Origin of the sequence: Pseudomonas sp. R-28-1W-6 (assembly GCF_009799925.1) — a bacterium.
In the GTDB taxonomy this organism is placed as follows: Bacteria; Pseudomonadota; Gammaproteobacteria; order Pseudomonadales; family Pseudomonadaceae; genus Aquipseudomonas.
Window position 1 is genome coordinate 677,212 of sequence record NZ_WELK01000001.1, and the last position, 16,159, is coordinate 693,370.

At 67.6% G+C, this 16,159-nt stretch carries 15 protein-coding genes; 6 read left to right on the plus strand and 9 right to left on the minus strand.

All coding sequences use genetic code 11. The features are described from left to right. Positions 1–9: 9 nt before the first annotated feature. The 3 genes from algC to coaBC form a co-directional block, all read right to left on the minus strand. Positions 10–1,407 (minus strand): phosphomannomutase/phosphoglucomutase, encoded by a 1,398-nt coding sequence (gene algC / locus F3I62_RS20210; protein WP_218572731.1) that lies wholly within the window; start codon positions 1,405–1,407, stop codon positions 10–12. 1,216 nt (positions 1,408–2,623) lie between these two features. Continuing rightward, positions 2,624–3,079 carry a dUTP diphosphatase gene (gene dut, locus F3I62_RS03060; RefSeq protein WP_160488203.1) on the minus strand — a complete coding sequence of 152 codons (456 nt, stop codon included), beginning with the start codon at positions 3,077–3,079 and terminating at the stop codon, positions 2,624–2,626. Between the two features lie 29 nt (positions 3,080–3,108). Then, on the minus strand, positions 3,109–4,317 hold the full coding sequence (coaBC, locus tag F3I62_RS03065; RefSeq protein WP_160488204.1) for a bifunctional phosphopantothenoylcysteine decarboxylase/phosphopantothenate--cysteine ligase CoaBC: 1,209 nt from the start codon (positions 4,315–4,317) through the stop codon (positions 3,109–3,111). Positions 4,318–4,522: 205 nt separating this feature from the next. Here coaBC and radC point away from each other — a divergent pair, with 205 nt between their 5' ends. Further along, the gene (radC, locus tag F3I62_RS03070; RefSeq protein ID WP_160077803.1) at positions 4,523–5,197 is read left to right on the plus strand and encodes a DNA repair protein RadC; all 675 of its coding nucleotides are present in this window, start codon (positions 4,523–4,525) and stop codon (positions 5,195–5,197) included. A gap of 3 nt (positions 5,198–5,200) precedes the next feature. On the opposite strand, the gene F3I62_RS03075 is transcribed toward radC, so the two are convergent. Continuing rightward, positions 5,201–6,775, minus strand: coding sequence for an ABC transporter substrate-binding protein (locus F3I62_RS03075; RefSeq protein ID WP_160488205.1), 1,575 nt, complete (start codon positions 6,773–6,775; stop codon positions 5,201–5,203). A 345-nt stretch (positions 6,776–7,120) separates the two neighbouring features. Here F3I62_RS03075 and rpmB point away from each other — a divergent pair, with 345 nt between their 5' ends. Beyond that, positions 7,121–7,357 carry a 50S ribosomal protein L28 gene (gene rpmB, locus F3I62_RS03080; protein ID WP_039806568.1) on the plus strand — a complete coding sequence of 79 codons (237 nt, stop codon included), beginning with the start codon at positions 7,121–7,123 and terminating at the stop codon, positions 7,355–7,357. Positions 7,358–7,367: 10 nt separating this feature from the next. Continuing rightward, the gene (gene rpmG / locus F3I62_RS03085; protein WP_160077807.1) at positions 7,368–7,523 is read left to right on the plus strand and encodes a 50S ribosomal protein L33; all 156 of its coding nucleotides are present in this window, start codon (positions 7,368–7,370) and stop codon (positions 7,521–7,523) included. A gap of 88 nt (positions 7,524–7,611) precedes the next feature. Here rpmG and F3I62_RS03090 read toward each other — a convergent pair whose 3' ends face one another. After that, positions 7,612–8,136: a DUF962 domain-containing protein gene (locus F3I62_RS03090; RefSeq protein ID WP_160488206.1), complete on the minus strand. Its 525-nt coding sequence runs from the start codon at positions 8,134–8,136 to the stop codon at positions 7,612–7,614. A gap of 94 nt (positions 8,137–8,230) precedes the next feature. Here F3I62_RS03090 and F3I62_RS03095 point away from each other — a divergent pair, with 94 nt between their 5' ends. Continuing rightward, positions 8,231–8,920: a Crp/Fnr family transcriptional regulator gene (locus tag F3I62_RS03095; protein ID WP_160488207.1), complete on the plus strand. Its 690-nt coding sequence runs from the start codon at positions 8,231–8,233 to the stop codon at positions 8,918–8,920. A 183-nt stretch (positions 8,921–9,103) separates the two neighbouring features. Here F3I62_RS03095 and F3I62_RS03100 read toward each other — a convergent pair whose 3' ends face one another. Together F3I62_RS03100 and F3I62_RS03105 are read right to left on the minus strand one after the other, a co-directional pair. After that, a complete protein-coding gene (locus F3I62_RS03100) occupies positions 9,104–10,318 on the minus strand; it encodes an HDOD domain-containing protein (protein WP_160488208.1) in 1,215 nt (404 codons plus the stop codon). A gap of 76 nt (positions 10,319–10,394) precedes the next feature. Then, complete coding sequence (locus F3I62_RS03105; RefSeq protein WP_160488209.1) at positions 10,395–11,018, minus strand: TetR/AcrR family transcriptional regulator; 624 nt, start codon at positions 11,016–11,018, stop codon at positions 10,395–10,397. Positions 11,019–11,108: 90 nt separating this feature from the next. Here F3I62_RS03105 and F3I62_RS03110 point away from each other — a divergent pair, with 90 nt between their 5' ends. Continuing rightward, positions 11,109–11,849, plus strand: coding sequence for an SDR family oxidoreductase (locus F3I62_RS03110; RefSeq protein ID WP_160488210.1), 741 nt, complete (start codon positions 11,109–11,111; stop codon positions 11,847–11,849). 165 nt (positions 11,850–12,014) lie between these two features. Then, positions 12,015–12,611 carry a 2-hydroxychromene-2-carboxylate isomerase gene (locus F3I62_RS03115; RefSeq protein ID WP_160488211.1) on the plus strand — a complete coding sequence of 199 codons (597 nt, stop codon included), beginning with the start codon at positions 12,015–12,017 and terminating at the stop codon, positions 12,609–12,611. 263 nt (positions 12,612–12,874) lie between these two features. Here F3I62_RS03115 and gabT read toward each other — a convergent pair whose 3' ends face one another. Both gabT and gabD read right to left on the minus strand, forming a co-directional pair. Beyond that, positions 12,875–14,155 (minus strand): 4-aminobutyrate--2-oxoglutarate transaminase, encoded by a 1,281-nt coding sequence (gene gabT, locus F3I62_RS03120; protein ID WP_160488212.1) that lies wholly within the window; start codon positions 14,153–14,155, stop codon positions 12,875–12,877. A gap of 201 nt (positions 14,156–14,356) precedes the next feature. After that, positions 14,357–15,808 (minus strand): NADP-dependent succinate-semialdehyde dehydrogenase, encoded by a 1,452-nt coding sequence (gabD, locus tag F3I62_RS03125; protein WP_160488213.1) that lies wholly within the window; start codon positions 15,806–15,808, stop codon positions 14,357–14,359. Positions 15,809–16,159: the final 351 nt, after the last annotated feature.

A 16,159-nucleotide genomic window follows, 5' to 3' on the forward strand; every position in this document is an offset into this window, starting at 1 on the left:
CAGATGGGATCAGAACGGCAGGTTGAGGTCGGGGGCGACGCTGTAGAGCTGGGCACGGAAGACTTCTTTGATCCGCTCCAGTTCCGCATCGGTTTCCGCTTCGAAGCGCAGCACCAGCACCGGCGTAGTGTTGGAGGCGCGCACCAGGCCCCAGCCCTTGGGGTAGTCGACGCGTACGCCGTCGAGGGTGGTCAGGTTGGCCTCGCCCCAGACACCGTCGCTTTGCAGCTGGTCGATGAGCTGGAACTTGTTCTCGTCGGTGACGGTGATGTTGATTTCCGGGGTCGAGATGTCCGCCGGGAAGGCGGCGAATACCTGCTCCGCGTTGCGCTTCTCCTGGCTGAGGATCTCCAGCAGGCGCGCGGCGCTGTAGATGCCGTCGTCGAAGCCGAACCAGCGCTCCTTGAAGAAGATGTGCCCGCTCATCTCGCCGGCCAGCAGGGCGCCGGTTTCCTTCATCTTCTTCTTGATCAGCGAGTGGCCGGTCTTCCACATCACCGGGCGGCCACCGTAGCCGCTGATCAGCGCGCCCAGGCGGCGGGTGCACTTGACGTCATAGATGATGTCGGCGCCGGGATTGCGCGACACCACGTCCTTGGCGAACAGCATCATCAGGCGGTCGGGGAAGACCATGTTGCCGGCGTTGGTCACCACGCCGACGCGGTCGCCGTCGCCGTCGAAGGCCAGGCCCAGGTCGGCACCCTCGGCCTTGACCCGGGCGATCAGGTCGACCAGGTTTTCCGGCTTGCCCGGGTCCGGGTGGTGGTTGGGGAAGTTGCCGTCGACCTCGCAGAACAGCGGGATCACCGTGCAGCCGAGGGCCTCGATCAGTTGCGGGGCGATCACCCCGGCTACGCCGTTGCCGCAGTCGACCACCACCTTGAGCGGTTTGGCGATGGCGATGTCGCCGACGATCTGCTTGAAGTAGGGCGCCAGGATGTCGACCTGCTCGACGCTGCCGACGCCGCTGGCCAGGTCGTTGCTGTCGATGCGGGCCTTCAGTGCCTGGATCTGCTCGTTGGCCTGGGTATCGCCGGCGATGACGATCTTGAAGCCGTTGTAGTCCGGCGGGTTGTGGCTGCCGGTGAGCATCACCCCGGACTTGCCCTTGAGCACGTGGGTGGCGAAGTACAGTGCGGGGGTCGGCACCATGCCGACGTCGCTGACCTGGCAGCCGCAATCGAGCAGGCCCTGGATCAGTTGCTGGACCAGTTGCGGGCCGGACAGGCGGCCGTCACGGCCGACGGCCACGCAGGGCTCGCCCTTGGCCAGGCTTTCCGAGCCGATGGCGCGGCCGATCCAGTAGGCCGCTTCGGTGGTCAGGGTATCGCCAACCACGCCGCGGATGTCGTAGGCGCGGAAGATGCTGGCGGGCAGCTTCGGTGGGGTTTGCTGGGCACTGTCCATTGATGTTTGCTCCAATCCCAGGAGGTCCTGGTCTTCGTCGAGAATGTCGATATCGAGGATATCGGTGTCTTGGAACGGCGATTCGGCCGGGCGGGCCGGCTTGTTCGCGAGTTCCGCCTTGGCAGTAGCGGGTGGACTGCCGGCCTCGTCGGGCGAGGCTTCTTGTTTGCGGCGCGGCAGGCGCGCCAGGGTCTGGGCCAGGCCGTCGAGAGCGGCCAGGCTCAGGCTGAAGGCTTTGACCGACTTGCCGTTGGACAGCTCCTGGAGCATCTGCCCGAGCTGGCGCACGTCGCTGCGCAGGCGGCTCTGCAGCTGGCTGTGCAGCAGGACCAGGCCGCACAGGGCGCCGGCGGCGGCAAGCAGGGCGGCCAGGCCCAGCAGGGCGGGCGACAGCGCCGGCGCCTGCAGGTTCGGCCCCGGGGCGAAGCTGAGTTGCCAGTTCGGGTTGCCGCTGGCGAACGACTGGGCGCTCTCGCCGGTCGGCTCGCCACGGACGCTGAGCAGCTGGGCGGCGGTGTCGCCGAACTGCTGGCTGAGCTGCATCTGGCCGATGCCGGCCGGCAGCGCGGGCAGGCTGTTGAGCAGGCGCTCGAGGTCGACCACCAGCAGCAGGGTGCCCTGCAGCTGGCTCTGGTCGGCGCTGCGCAGCGCCGCGGCGCTGTACACCAGCCAGCGCTCGCCGATCTTGTAGGCCTCGGCAGCCGGCACCTGGCCATTCTCCAGGCGACGCAGCAGGTCCAGGGCGGCAAAGTTCATCGGTCCGTTGCGGCCGATATCCAGGCTGGCCCTGCCCGGGGCATTGAGGTGCACGTCGACCACGCCCTGCCAGTGCTGCTGGCTGCGCTCGGCGGCGGCGATGAGGCTGCGGTCGCCGCTGCGCAGGGCTTCGAGCAGCGCCGGATTGCCGGCGACGGCCTGGGTGTCGGCCTGCAGCTGCTGCAGGGCGTGCTGCAGGGCGCTGGCCTGGCTGCTGCCCCAGGCCTGGACCAGTTGCTGTTGCTGCTGGCGGTCGCTGCCGCTCAGGCTGAGCCAGAGCAACAGGGCGGCAGCCAGCAGCCCGCCGAGGGCGACCAGCGCCCCCGGCAGCAGGGCCTGGCGGCTGGTGCCCGCGGCTGGCGCCGCGGGGCTGAGCGGGAACGGGCTGGCGTCATCCTTGGCTGTGCGCTTGAACAGTTTCACGCAGCGTCTCCTGAGCGGTTCGTCCGGGTGTGGCGGGTCAGTGGCTGCCGGAATGGCCGAAGCCGCCGGCGCCGCGCTGGCTTTCGTCGAACTGCTCGACCAGCTCGAAGTGCGCCTGCACCACCGGTACCAGCACCAGCTGGGCGATGCGCTCGCCAACGGCGATGGTGAATGGTGTCTGCCCGCGGTTCCAGCAGGACACCATCAGCTCGCCCTGGTAGTCCGAGTCGATCAGGCCGACCAGGTTCCCCAGCACTATGCCGTGCTTATGGCCCAGGCCCGAGCGCGGCAGGATCAGCGCGGCCAGGCCGGGGTCGCCGATGTAGATCGACAGGCCGCTGGGGATCAGCAGGGTCTGGCCGGGTTCCAGCACCGTGTCCTGCTGGAGCATGGCGCGCAGGTCGAGGCCGGCCGAGCCGGGGGTGGCGTACTGCGGCAGGGGGAAGTCGCTGCCCAGGCGCGGGTCGAGAATCTTGGCTTGCAAAGCGTGCATGGCGGGCCCTGTGAACGGTCGGAAGTGGGTCAGGCGCGGGTCAGGCGCTCGGCGATGAAGCTCACCAGCTGGCGGGCGATCTTGCCCTTGCTGGTCTGGGCAAAACTGGTCGCCTGCAGCTCGCGGTCGATGATGGTGATGGCGTTTTCTTCACTGTTGAAGCCGATGCTGGGGTTGGCCACGTCGTTGGCGACGATCAGGTCGAGGTTCTTGTCCTGCAGCTTGCGCGCCGCATAACCGAGCAGGTTCTCGGTTTCTGCCGCGAAGCCGACGCTGAACGGGCGGTCTTCCCGGCCGGCGAGCGTGGCGAGGATATCCGGGTTGCGCACCAGCTGCAGGAGCAGGCCGTCGCCGGTGCTGGGGTCTTTCTTCATTTTGTGCGCGGCGACCACTTCCGGGCGGTAGTCGGCCACCGCGGCGGAGGCGATCAGCAGGTCGCAGGGCATCGCGGCCTCGCAGGCGGCGAGCATGTCGCGGGCGCTGATCACGTCGATGCGGGTGACCCGGTCCGGGGTCGGCAGGTGCACCGGGCCGCTGATCAGGGTGACCTTGGCGCCGGCCTCGACCGCGGCCTCGGCCAGGGCGAAGCCCATCTTGCCGGAGCTGTGGTTGGTGATGTAGCGCACCGGGTCGATGTTTTCCTGGGTCGGCCCGGCGGTGATCAGCACGTGCTTGCCGCTCAGGCTGTGGCGCTGGAAGCAGTCGGCGGCGCGCTGGGCCAGTTCCTCGGCTTCGAGCATGCGCCCGGGGCCGACGTCGCCGCAGGCCTGGCTGCCGGCAGCCGGGCCGAACAGGCGCAGGCCGCGGCTTTCCAGCAGTTGCGCATTGGCCTGGGTGGCCGGGTCGCGCCACATGGCCTGGTTCATCGCCGGGGCCAGGGCCACGGTGGCATCGGTGGCCAGCACCAGGGTGGTCAGCAGGTCGTCGGCCACGCCCTGGGCCAGGCGCGCCATCAGGTCGGCGGTGGCCGGGGCGATCAGCACCAGGTCGGCCCACTTGGCCAGTTCGATATGGCCCATGGCGGCTTCGGCGGCCGGGTCGAGCAGGTCCAGGCTGACCGGGTGGCCGGACAGCGCCTGCAGGGTCAGCGGGGTGATGAATTCGCGCCCGCCGCGGGTCATCACCACGCGGACTTCGGCGCCCTGGTCGCGCAGGCGACGCACCAGTTCGGCGCTCTTGTAGGCGGCGATGCCGCCGCCGACGCCGAGGACAATGCGTTTCCGATAAAGCCGCTGCATAGGCCTGCCTTGATCAGTAGGGTTGTGTGGGGGTGCTGCGGCGTTGGCGTTCCCTCCCCAGGGCCAGGCGCCGGCCAGGGTGCGCCGCGGAGCTGCCGAGGTCGCTACTGCCCGCCGATTTGCCAGGCAAACGCCGCGAAAAAGCCGGGCTAAGATAGCACAGGGCCCGCGCCGGAACAGCGGGCCGGCTCGACAGGGAGATGTCATGAGTATTCGCGACTGGCCCGCGGCGGAACGCCCGCGGGAGAAACTGCTGGAGATGGGCGCGGCCGCCCTGACCGACGCCGAATTGCTGGCGATATTCCTGCGCACCGGGGTCACCGGGCAGAGCGCGGTGGATCTGGCCCGGCATCTGCTGCAGGACTTCGGCAGCCTGCGCGCACTGCTCGAGGCCGACCTGGCCTGCTTCAGCCGGCGCCTGGGCCTGGGCCCGGCCAAGTATGCGCAGCTGCAGGCGGTGCTGGAGATGGGCCGGCGCCACCTGGCCGAACGGCTCAAGCGCGAGTCGGCGCTGGAAAGCCCGCAGGCGGTGCGCGACTACCTCAAGGCGCGCCTGCGCCACGAGCCCCACGAGGTGTTCGGCTGCCTGTTTCTCGATGCCAAGCACCGGGTGATCGAGTTCGAGGCGCTGTTCCACGGCAGCATCGACGGCGCCAGCGTCTACCCGCGTCAGGTGGTCAAGCGGGCGCTGGCGCACAATGCGGCCGCGGCGATCCTGGTGCACAACCATCCGTCCGGAGTGGCCGAGCCCAGCCAGGCCGATCGCGTGCTCACCGGGCGCCTCAAGGAGGCGCTGGCGCTGATCGAGGTGCGCGTGCTTGATCACTTCATCGTCGGCGATGGCGAGCCGTTGTCCCTGGCCGAATACGGCTGGCTGTAGCGCTCAGTCGAGCCGCGCCCGGGCAAAATCCTGGCGGCCGAAGGGGTTCACCCGATAGCCCTGCACGTTGCTGCGCAGCAGGGCGAAGGCGGTCGGGTGGGCCAGCGGCAGCCACAGGGCCTGCTCCTGGATGATCGTCTGCGCCTGCTGGTACAGGCCGCTGCGCACCGTCTGCTCGGCGCTGAGCTTGCCGGCGGCGATCAGCTTGTCCAGTTGCGGGTCGCAGAAGCGCGCGAAGTTCAGCCCGGACTGCAGCGAGGCGCAGGAAAACTGCGGGGTGAGGAAGTTGTCCGGGTCGCCGTTGTCGCCAGCCCAGCCCATGAACAGCAGGTCATGCTCGCCGGCCTTGGCGCGCTTGATCAGCTCGCCCCACTCGATCACGCGGATCTCGGCGCGGATGCCGACCTTGGCCAGGTCGGCCTGCAGCAGTTGCGCGCCGAGGCTGGGGTTGGGGTTGAGCAGGCTGCCCGACGGGCGGGTCCAGAGTGTCGTGCTGAAACCCTCCGCCAGCCCCGCTTCGGCCAGCAGCGCCCTGGCCTTGGCCGGATCATGGGCGTAGCCGGGCAAGGCCTTGGCATAGCTCCAGGTGGTCGGCGGGTAGGGCCCACTGGCTGCGGTGGCGCTGCCCTCGAACACCGCCTGGAGGTAGCTGGCCTTGTCGAAGGCGAGGTTGATCGCCTGGCGCACCTGCGGTTTGTCCAGGGGCGGGTGCTGGGTGTTGAGGGCGACGAAGGCGGTCATGAAGGCCGGCGTCTCGCTGATCCGCAGGGCCGGGTCCTGGCGGGCCGCCTGCACATCCAGCGGCTTGGGCGACAGGGCGATCTGGCACTCGCCGCGGCGCAGCTTCTGCAGGCGCACGTTGGCGTCCGGGGTGATGGCGAAGATCAGGCCGTCCACCGCGGGCTTGCCGGCGAAGTAGTCCGGGTTGGCCGTGTAGCGCACCACGGCATCCTTCTGGAAGCGCTTGAGGATGAACGGGCCGGTGCCGACCGGCGCGCTGTTGAGCCGCTCCGGCGTGCCGGCCCGCAGCAGCTGCGCGGCATATTCGGCCGAGTAGATGGAGGCGAAGCCCATGCTCAGGGTGGCGAGAAAGGTGGCGTCCGGCTGGTTGAGGGTGAAGCGCACCTGCAGCGGGGTTGGCGACTCGATGTGCTTGATCAGCGCGGGCAGCTGCATCGACTGGGCGTGCGGGTAGCCGCCGGGCGCGCTCTTGTGCCAGGGATGGGCGGGGTCGAGCATGCGCCGGAAGCTGAACAGCACATCCTCGGCGTTCAGCTCGCGGCTCGGACTGAACCACTCGGTGCGCTGGAAGCGCACCCCGGGGCGCAGCTGGAAGTCCCAGACCAGGCCGTCGGCCGACACCGTCCAGGCGCTGGCCAGGCTCGGCTGCAGCTGGCCGCTGGCGGCGTCGAAGTCGACCAGGCGGTTCATCAGCACGTCGGCCGAGGCATTGGTGGTGGTCAGCGCGTTGTACTGCACCACGTCGAAACCATCCGGGCTGGCCTCGGTGCAGACGCTGAGCACGGCGGCCTGGCTCAGCAGCGGGGCGAACAGCAGGGGCAGGGCGGCAAGGCGCATGGGCGGGATCTCCGTGGGACAATGGGCGGCAAGGGTCTACCCTAGACCAAGGGGCGCAGCGGAACAATCAGCAGGCGGCGACGAGCGGTCAAGCCGGTGCGGCCCTTCAAGCCCGCCGCAGAGCGCGCCGTGCCAGGTCACTCTGCGGCTGGAAAGACATGCTCAACCTTGCGAGTGCCAGGGTGTTCTGGTATAAAGCAGCGCTCTTTTCTAGGGGCCCGCCTCCTGCGCAAGCAGACAAGCGCGGTAAGACCCCCGAGAAACGTGGCGCTGAGCGCCAAATGACTATTGAGTTCAAGCGGCCAACCCATGCCGGGTTGGGCATGTGGTTTAGAGGGCTGAGGCATGTCGAGAGTCTGTCAAGTTACCGGTAAGGGTCCGGTAACCGGGAACAATATTTCCCACGCAAACAACAAAACCCGTCGTCGTTTCCTGCCGAACCTGCAGCATCACCGCTTCTGGGTCGAGTCCGAGAAGCGTTTCGTGCGTCTGCGCGTTTCCGCCAAGGGCATGCGTATCATCGACAAGCGCGGCATTGACGTAGTGCTGTCCGAGCTGCGCGCTCGCGGCGAAAAGGTCTAAGGAGCAAATCATGCGTGAACTGATCCGTTTGGTGTCCAGCGCCGGTACCGGCCACTTCTACACCACCGACAAGAACAAGCGCACCACCCCGGACAAGATCGAGATCAAGAAATTTGATCCGACCATCCGCAAGCACGTGATCTACAAGGAAGCCAAGATCAAGTAATTGATCGGCGACCACGAAAAAACCCGCCTTCTGGCGGGTTTTTTCATGCCTGCGGAAAAGCGCCGGCGGGCGGCGCCCACTGCCGGGTTCAGACGATGGCGTTCTTCTGGCGGATGCGCGTCGGTCCGGCGCGGCGCTCCACCGCCTCGCGCAGTTCATGGCGCAGGCCGCAGAGAAAGGCCAGTTCGGCGACCACGAACAACGGCCCGACCACCAGGCCCATCAGGTCGTCGACGAAGGCCGGCTTGCGTCCTTCGTAGTAGTGGCCGATGAACTGGATCACCCAGCCGACCACGAACAGGCCCAGGCCGCCGCCCAGCCAGGCCGCCGTGCCGGCCTGCGCCAGGGCCATGCCGGCCCACAGGCACAGCGCCAGCAGGGCGCTCATCAGCAGGCCGAAGCGCAGGTCCAGGCGCAGGTAGAACAGGCCGGCGGCCAGGGCCGTGAGCAGGGCCGGCGACAGCCACAGCCCGGCGACTTCCAGGCCGGGGCGCGACAGCAGCACGGCGACCGCCACCACGATCATCGGGATGCCGATGAAATGGCTGAAGATGTTCCGCCGGTCGCGGTGGTATTCGGCGTACTGGCTCAGGTGATCAACGAGGGACTTCATCGGCTAACTCCGCAATAATTCAGGCAAGTTGTCCGATAATGGTCCGCCGCGCGTGCCGGCCTCTGTCGCCTAGCCGACAAACCCAGGAGATGCCATGTCCGCCCCCGCAAGCCTGCGCCAGCAACTGCTGGCCGGGCACTGGTTCAGCCACCTGCCCGCGGCGCTGCAGGAGGAGCTGCTCGGCCAGGCCGGCCTGCGCCAGCTGGCGGCCGGGCAGCGCCTGTTCAGCCGCGGTGATCGCCCGTGCGGGCTGTACGCGGTGCTGCAGGGGGCGATCCGCATCGGCGCGGTCGACCGAGAGGGCAAGGAGGCGCTGCTGACCCTGGTCGAGCCGCCTCACTGGTTTGGCGAGATATCCCTGTTCGACGGCCAGCCGCGCACCCACGACGCCTTTGCCGAGGGGCCGACCCAGCTGCTGCAGATCCCCCAGGGCGCGCTGCTGGAGCTGCTCGACCGGCAGCCGCGCTACTGGCGCGAGTTCGCCCTGCTGATGAGCCAGAAGCTGCGCCTGGCCTTCATCGCCCTGGAGGCGATGAGTCTGCTGCCGGCGGCGCCACGCCTGGCCCGGCGCCTGCTGCTGATCGCCGAGGGCTATGGCGAGACCGGCCCGCGGCGGGTGATCCAGCTGGCCCAGGATCAGCTGGCGCTGATGCTCGCCCTGTCGCGGCAGACCACCAATCAGATCCTCAAGGACCTGGAGGCGCGCGGCGCGCTGCGCCTGACCTACGGCGAGATCGAGATCCTCGACCTCGACCTCCTGCGCCAGATGGCGCGAATCGACTAGTCGGTTCAGGCAGGTTCCGCGTGGCCAGGTTGGCGCGTAGCCAATAGGCAAGATCGTTCAGCCGGCCTGCGTTTCCCAGGTTAGGGTGTCGTGCAGGCGGCTTGCCGTTCGCTGGTTGCAAGGGGGGGCTGGTGCGGCGGATCGAGCCGGCGGACTCGTCGGGAGAGGCGTGAGTGCTGCCGCTCAGTCGCGCCTGAGCAGGCTCGCCGGCACCTGCCCGAGCAGCGAGGCGGACAGCCGCAGCATGCTCGCCGCGCGGCACTCGGCGACCTGCTCCGGCCCCTGATCGGCCGGCAGGGCGAGCAGTTCGGCGCTGAGGTTGAGAACCAGCGCCTCGCGCGAGAACACCCCTTTGCCCAGGCCGTAGTACGCGGCGATCAGTTCGCGCAGGCCGAAGGGCAGGCGCCAGCGAATGCGCAGGGCCGAGCCGTAGCTGGCAGCGCGCTGGTGCAGGGCGCTGTCGATCTGTTCGCTGCTCAGCTCGCCGCCGGCATCCAGCCAGTCCTGCAGGCTGCGCAGCAGGGCCAGTTCGCCGATGTTGTGCAGCAGGCCGGCGGTGTAGCACAGCTCGGCATCCAGTCCCAGGCGCCCGGCCAGCCAGAAGGCCAGTTCGGCGCTGTGCTGGGCCTGCTGCCCGGTGTGCCCGGCCAGCTCGCTCAGGCGCGGGTCCTGCAGGCGGGCGTTGCGCTGGATGGCCAGGCCCAGCACCAGGTTCAGGCTGCGCGCCACGCCCAGCCGGTGCAGTGACTGGGCCAGGGTCTGGCTGGCGGCGCCGCGGTGTTCCGCCGCGCTGTTGGCGGCGGCGATCAGGCGCGCGGTGATCTGCGGGTCGCGGGCGAACTCCTGCTCCAGTTCGCCCAGGCTCGCCTCGCTGGCCTGCAGGCTGCGGGCCACCGCGTCGCGCAGGTCGCCGAGCAGCGGCGCGCCCTGGCCGGCTTCACGGACGTCATCCAGGTATTGGTTGAGGTCGCTGACCAGCAGCGCCGGCGGGTAGGCCGGGGCCGGCCCCGTGCCTTGCAGCAGGCCCTGCAGGCGCTGGCGCAGCAGCTCGGCATTGAACGGTTTGGCCAGGTAGGCGGTGGGCGCCAGCGGCAGGGCGGCGCGCACGCTGCGGGCATCGGTATGCCGGCTGATCAGGATGAACGGCAGCGCCGGGGTGCGCGGGTGGCGGCGCACCTGGCGCAGCAGCTCGACGCCGTCGAGGAGGGCCAGTTCGCCATCGGCGATCACCAGGTCCGGCAGCTTGCGCCGGCAGCGGGCCAGGGCCGCCTGGCCATCGGCCACCGTGGTGACCACGGCGTCGCGGCGCACATCCAGCACCAGCTGGGTCAGCAGATCGGCTGTCCAGGGGTTCGCTTCGGCAATCAGAATCTCCGGAGCGGCAACCGGGGCAGTCATGGAAACCTCAACGACAGTGGCGGAGTAGGGGGTGGGCGAGCGGGGCAATGCGCAGATAGTTGATTGCCGCGACAGGTTATCCCTGCGGCGTCTGGATGGCGATAGCCGCCGTCTGGGTTTCGTCGCTTTCCGGCCCTTGCGGGGCGCGACCGACTGTCGCAGCCAGCAGCGCCTTGCTGGCCTCCAGCACCTCGGCCTGGCGCTGCTCCGTGGCCAGCATGCGCGCTACCACCAGCGCGCCGACGCACTGGGCGAGGATGGCCCAGGCCAGCTCGCCACTGCCCAGCACCTCGCTCCAGGCCTGCTGCAGGCGCACCAGCCAGTGCTCGGCCTGCTCGCGCACCTTGAGGTCGGCGCGGGCGATCTCGGCACCCAGGGTGGGGATGGCGCAGCCGCTGTCCGGCTGCTGCACGTGGGCCATGCTCAGGTAACGCTCCAGGCAGCGCTGCAGCTTGGCGCGACTGGCATCGTCGCCCTCGCCAAGACGCTGCAGGCTGTGGCTCAGCTCGCGCTCGACGATGGCGCTGAACAGGTCGTTCTTCGACGCAAAGTGGCTGTAGAAGGCGCCGCCGGTCAGGCCGATGGCCTTCATCAGGCTGTCCACGCCGGCCGCGGAAAAGCCGCCCTGCTTGGCAATGGCGCCGCTGCTGTGCAACAGCTTCTCGCGGGTCTGGGCCTTGTGTTCGGCCGAATAGCGCATGGGAATCTCCGCTGCTAAACCTGCTTGACGATGCCGCAAGCGTAGCATAACGTTCGTTTAGCTAACGATCGTTTAGTAAAGGTGAAATCCATGAACCCGCAGAACAACGACAACAAGGTGGTACTGGTGATCGGTGCCGGCGACGCCACCGGCGGCGCGATCGCCAAGCGCTTCGCCCGCGAGGGTTACATCGCCTGCGTGACCCGGCGCAGCGCCGACAAGCTGCAGCCGCTGGTGGATGAAATCCGCGCCGGCGGAGGCCAGGCCCACGGCTTCGCCTCGGATGCGCGCAAGGAGGACGAGGTCGCCGCACTGGTCGAGCAGATCGAGAGCAGCATCGGCCCGATCGAGGCCTTCGTCTTCAATATCGGCGCCAACGTGCCGTGCAGCATCCTCGAAGAGACCGCGCGCAAGTACTTCAAGATCTGGGAAATGGCCTGCTTCTCCGCCTTCCTTACCGCCCAGGCGGTGGCGCGGCGCATGGTCACCCGCGGCCGCGGCACCATCCTGTTCACCGGTGCCACTGCCGGCCTGCGCGGCGCCGCGCACTTCGCCGCCTTCGCCGGCGCCAAGCACGGCGTGCGCGCCCTGGCGCAGAGCATGGCGCGCGAGCTGGGCCCGCTGAACATCCACGTCGGCCACGTGGTGGTGGATGGCGCCATCGACACCGCCTTTATCCGCGACAGCTTCCCCGAGCGCTACGCGCTGAAGGAGCAGGACGGTATCCTCAATCCCGAGCATATCGCCGATAACTACTGGTTCCTGCACGCCCAGCCACGCGATGCCTGGACCTTCGAACTCGATCTGCGCCCCTGGATGGAGAAGTGGTGACGTGAATCGACCCGCTGCGCGACGTTCAGGCTAGGCGGCGAAGCGGGGAGAAAGCGCAGTTGGCTGCTGCCAATGAGCATTTCGCACCGCTTCGCCAACAACGCCTGGGCGTCGCTCGCTGGGTCGCGAAATCTGGTTAAAACAAGCACAAGAGAGCATTCATCGATGAGTAAATCCGTCGAGTTCTACTTCGACTTCGGCAGCCCCACCACCTACCTGGCCTGGACCCAGTTGCCGGCGATCTGCGCCGCGGCGGATGCCGAGCTGGTGTACAAGCCGATGCTGCTCGGCGGCGTGTTCCAGGCGACGAAAAACGCCTCGCCGATCACCATCCCGAGCAAGGGCCGCTTCATGCTGCAGGACCTGCAGCGCTTCGCCCGGCGCTACCAGGTGCCGATGCAGTTCAACCCGCATTTTCCGATCAACACCCTGGGCCTGATGCGTGGTGCGGTGGGCGTGCAGTTGCACATGCCGGAGCGTTTCGACGCCTATGTGAGCGCAATCTTCAAAGCCATGTGGGTCGATGCCCTGAACCTCGGCGACCTGGCGGTACTGGGCAAGGTATTGAGCGAAGCGGGGTTCGATGCGCAAGCGCTGCTGGCGCTGACTGCCGAGCAGGAAGTGAAGGACCAACTCAAGGCCACCACCGAGGAAGCGGTCAAGCGCGGTGTATTTGGCGCACCGAGCATGTTCGTCGGCAACGAGCTGTTCTTCGGCCAGGATCGTCTGGACTTCGTGCAGGAAGCCCTGCAGGCCAACTGACAGGCAAAAAAAGACCCGCTTGCGCGGGTCTCGAAGAAACGCCCGGCCTGGTGAGCCTCAGGCGGATTCGGTGATGCAGTGTCTGCCGAAGAGCTTGCGAGCTAGAGGCAGACAAGGCGCAACGACCAACGGGAGTAACAGCCGTAGGCTGGCCCGCTGGGTAAGCGCCAGCGAATCAATCGGGCGAGGGCGCGGAGTTTACGAGCTGTAAATGAGCAGCCCGAGCCCGATTTCAACGCCGGATGACCGACGCGCAGCAGCTCTTACGCCAGTTCGTCGAAGCACTCGGCGACGATGGCAATGCCTTTTTCCAGCTGGGCGTCCGGGATGGTGACCGGCATCAGGAAGCGGATCACGTTGTAGTAGGTGCCGCACGACAGCAGGATCAGGCCCTTGTCGCGGGCGCGGGCGACGATCTTGCCGACCAGCTCGGCCGCCGGCTTGTCGTGATCGCCGTTCTCGAACAGTTCGATGGCGACCATCGAACCCAGGCCGCGCACGTCTCCGATGACCTTGTGCTTGGCGGCGATCTCGCGCAGGCCGGCCTTGAGCTTCTCGCCCACCGCTTGCGAACGCTCCAGCAGCTTCTCTTCGTCGAACACTTTCAGCACGGCCAGGGCCGCGGCGCAGGCTATCGGGCTGCCGGCATAGGTGCCGCCCAGGCCACCCGGAGCGATGGCGTCCATGATCTCGGCCTTGCCGCACACGCCGGAGATCGGGAAACCGCCGCCGACCGACTTGGCGAAGGTGGTCAGGTCCGGGACGATGCCCAGCTGTTCGGTGGCGAAGAAGGTGCCGGTACGCCCGGCGCCGGTCTGCACTTCGTCGGCGATCAGCAGGATGCCGTGCTGGTCGCACAGGGCGCGCAGGCGCTTCATGAAGGCCGGCGAGTTGACGTAGAAACCACCTTCGCCCTGGACCGGCTCGATGATGATGGCGGCCACGTCGCTCGGCTGTGCGTCGTTCTTGAAGATGCGCTCGATGCTGGCGATCGACTCGTCTTCGCTGATGCCGTGCAGTTCGCACGGTGCCAGGGCGCGGAATACGCCGCCCGGCATCAGGCCCATGCCGGCGGAGTAGGGCACGACCTTGCCGGTCAGGCTCAGGGTCATCATGGTGCGGCCGTGGTAGGCGCCGGTGAAGGCGATCACGCCGGCACGGCCGGTGGCGGCACGGGCGATCTTCACGGCGTTCTCGACCGCTTCGGAGCCGGAGGTGACCAGCAGGGTCTTCTTGGCGAAGTTGCCCGGCACGCGCTTGGCGATTTCTTCGCACAGCTCGATGTAGGGCTCGTAGGCCAGGACCTGGAAGCAGGTGTGCGACAGCTTGGTCAGCTGTTCCTGCACGGCGGCCACCACTTTCGGGTGCAGATGACCGGTGTTGAGCACGGCGATACCGCCGGCGAAGTCGATGAACTCGCGGCCCTCGACGTCCCACACGGTGGCGTTCTCGGCGCGTTCGGCGACGATCGGGTGGATTTGACCTACACCGCGCGGAACAGCGGCAGCACGGCGTTGCAGAATGGATTCGTTGGTCTTGCTCATGGTTTCCTCATCGGCCGCTGGGTTGGTGCGGCTTGGTCCAAGGATGATGACGATGGGGCGGGGCTTGGCAGCTAACGATGATCGAACTGCCAGGCTCCTGCCGATTCGTCTGCAGGGTTCGCCGGTGCCACCACCGGAAACGCCGACGCCGGGTGGCTACGACTCCTGCCTGCCACCCGACACCCACGGAAATCAGTTAAATCAGATGCCGCCCAGGCACAGGTATTTCAGCTCGAGATAGTCCTCGATGCCGTACTTGGAGCCTTCACGACCCAGGCCGGAGGCCTTCACGCCGCCGAACGGCGCCACCTCGGTGGAGATCACCCCGGTGTTGATGCCGACCATGCCGTACTCCAGCGCTTCCGCCACGCGGAACACGCGACCCAGGTCGCGGGCATAGAAGTAGGAGGCCAGGCCGAACTCGGTGTCGTTGGACATGGCGATCACTTCGGCCTCGTCCTTGAAGCGGAACAGCGGCGCCAGCGGGCCGAAGGTCTCTTCCTTGGCCACGGCCGCGTTGTTCGGCACGTCGATCAGGATGGTCGGCTCGAAGAAGCTGCCGCCCAGGCTGTGCGGCTTGCCACCGGCGACCAGCTTGGCGCCCTTGCTGAGGGCGTCCTCGATGTGTTCCTGGACCTTGGCCACGGCCTTGTTGTCGATCAGCGGGCCGGTGGTGGTGCCGTCTTCCAGGCCGTTGCCGATCTTCAGCTTGGCCACGGCGGCCTTCAGCTTGTCGACGAAGGCGTCGTACACGCCGTCCTGGATGTACAGGCGGTTGGCGCAGACGCAGGTCTGGCCGTTGTTGCGGTACTTGGAGATCAGCGCGCCTTCCACGGCGGCATCCAGGTCGGCGTCGTCGAAGACGATGAACGGCGCGTTGCCGCCCAGCTCCAGGGACACCTTCTTGATGTCCTGGGCGCATTCGGCCATCAGCTGGCGACCGATTTCGGTGGAGCCGGTGAAGGTCAGCTTGCGCACGATCGGGTTGCTGGTCAGCTCGCCGCCGACTTCGCCTGCGCTGCCGGTGACCACGCTGAACACGCCGGCCGGAATCCCGGCCTTCTCGGCCAGGGCGGCCAGGGCCAGGGCGGAGTAGGGGGTCTGCGAGGCGGGCTTGAGCACCATGGTGCAACCGGCGGCCAGGGCCGGGCCGGCCTTGCGGGTGATCATCGCCGAGGGGAAGTTCCACGGGGTGATGGCCGCGGTCACGCCGATCGGCTGCTTGAGCACGATGATGCGCTTGTCCGGCTGGTGGCCGGGAATGGTGTCGCCATAGATGCGCTTGGCTTCTTCGGCGAACCACTCGAGGAAGGAGGCGGCGTAGGCGATTTCGCCCTTGGCTTCGCTCAGCGGCTTGCCCTGCTCGATGGTCATCAGGCGGCCGAGGTCGTCCTGGTTTTCCATCATCAGCTCGAACCAGCGGCGCAGGCGGTTGGCGCGATCCTTGGCGGTCAGCGCGCTCCAGGCCGGCAGCGCGCGCTCGGCGGCTTCGATGGCGCGACGGGTCTCGGCGCGGCCCATTTTCGGCACATGGCCGATGATCTCGCCGGTCGCCGGGTTGTTCACCGCGATGGTCTGGCCGCTGTCGGCGTCCAGCCACTGGCCGTCGATGTAGGCTTGCTGGCGGAACAGCTGGGCGTCTTTCAGTTGCATCTTGTTCTCCTGGTACGGTCGCCGAGGGGGCAGGCAGCAAAGCAGGGTGTCGCGCCGACGAGGTGCCGGCGTTTGAAATGTCAAACGAATGCTAGGGCCGGCGTCGGCAAAGGGCAAGAGCTATGTTCGATAAAACCAACAAAATAACCAAAAAGTATGAGAGGCCACCGGTGCCCGGGGCTTCCCCTTGTTTTCCGTTGGCGCTCAGTCGCCTCCAGCCCTCCAGCGGCGCCGGCATGAGTCGCTGCAGCGACAGCCATGTTCGATATTAAGAACATTCCTGACGCGCCGGTATGTAGCGTTTTCCAGCCCGCGCTACAGTGCCTGGCGCGGCTGTCGGCAAGCCGAGCA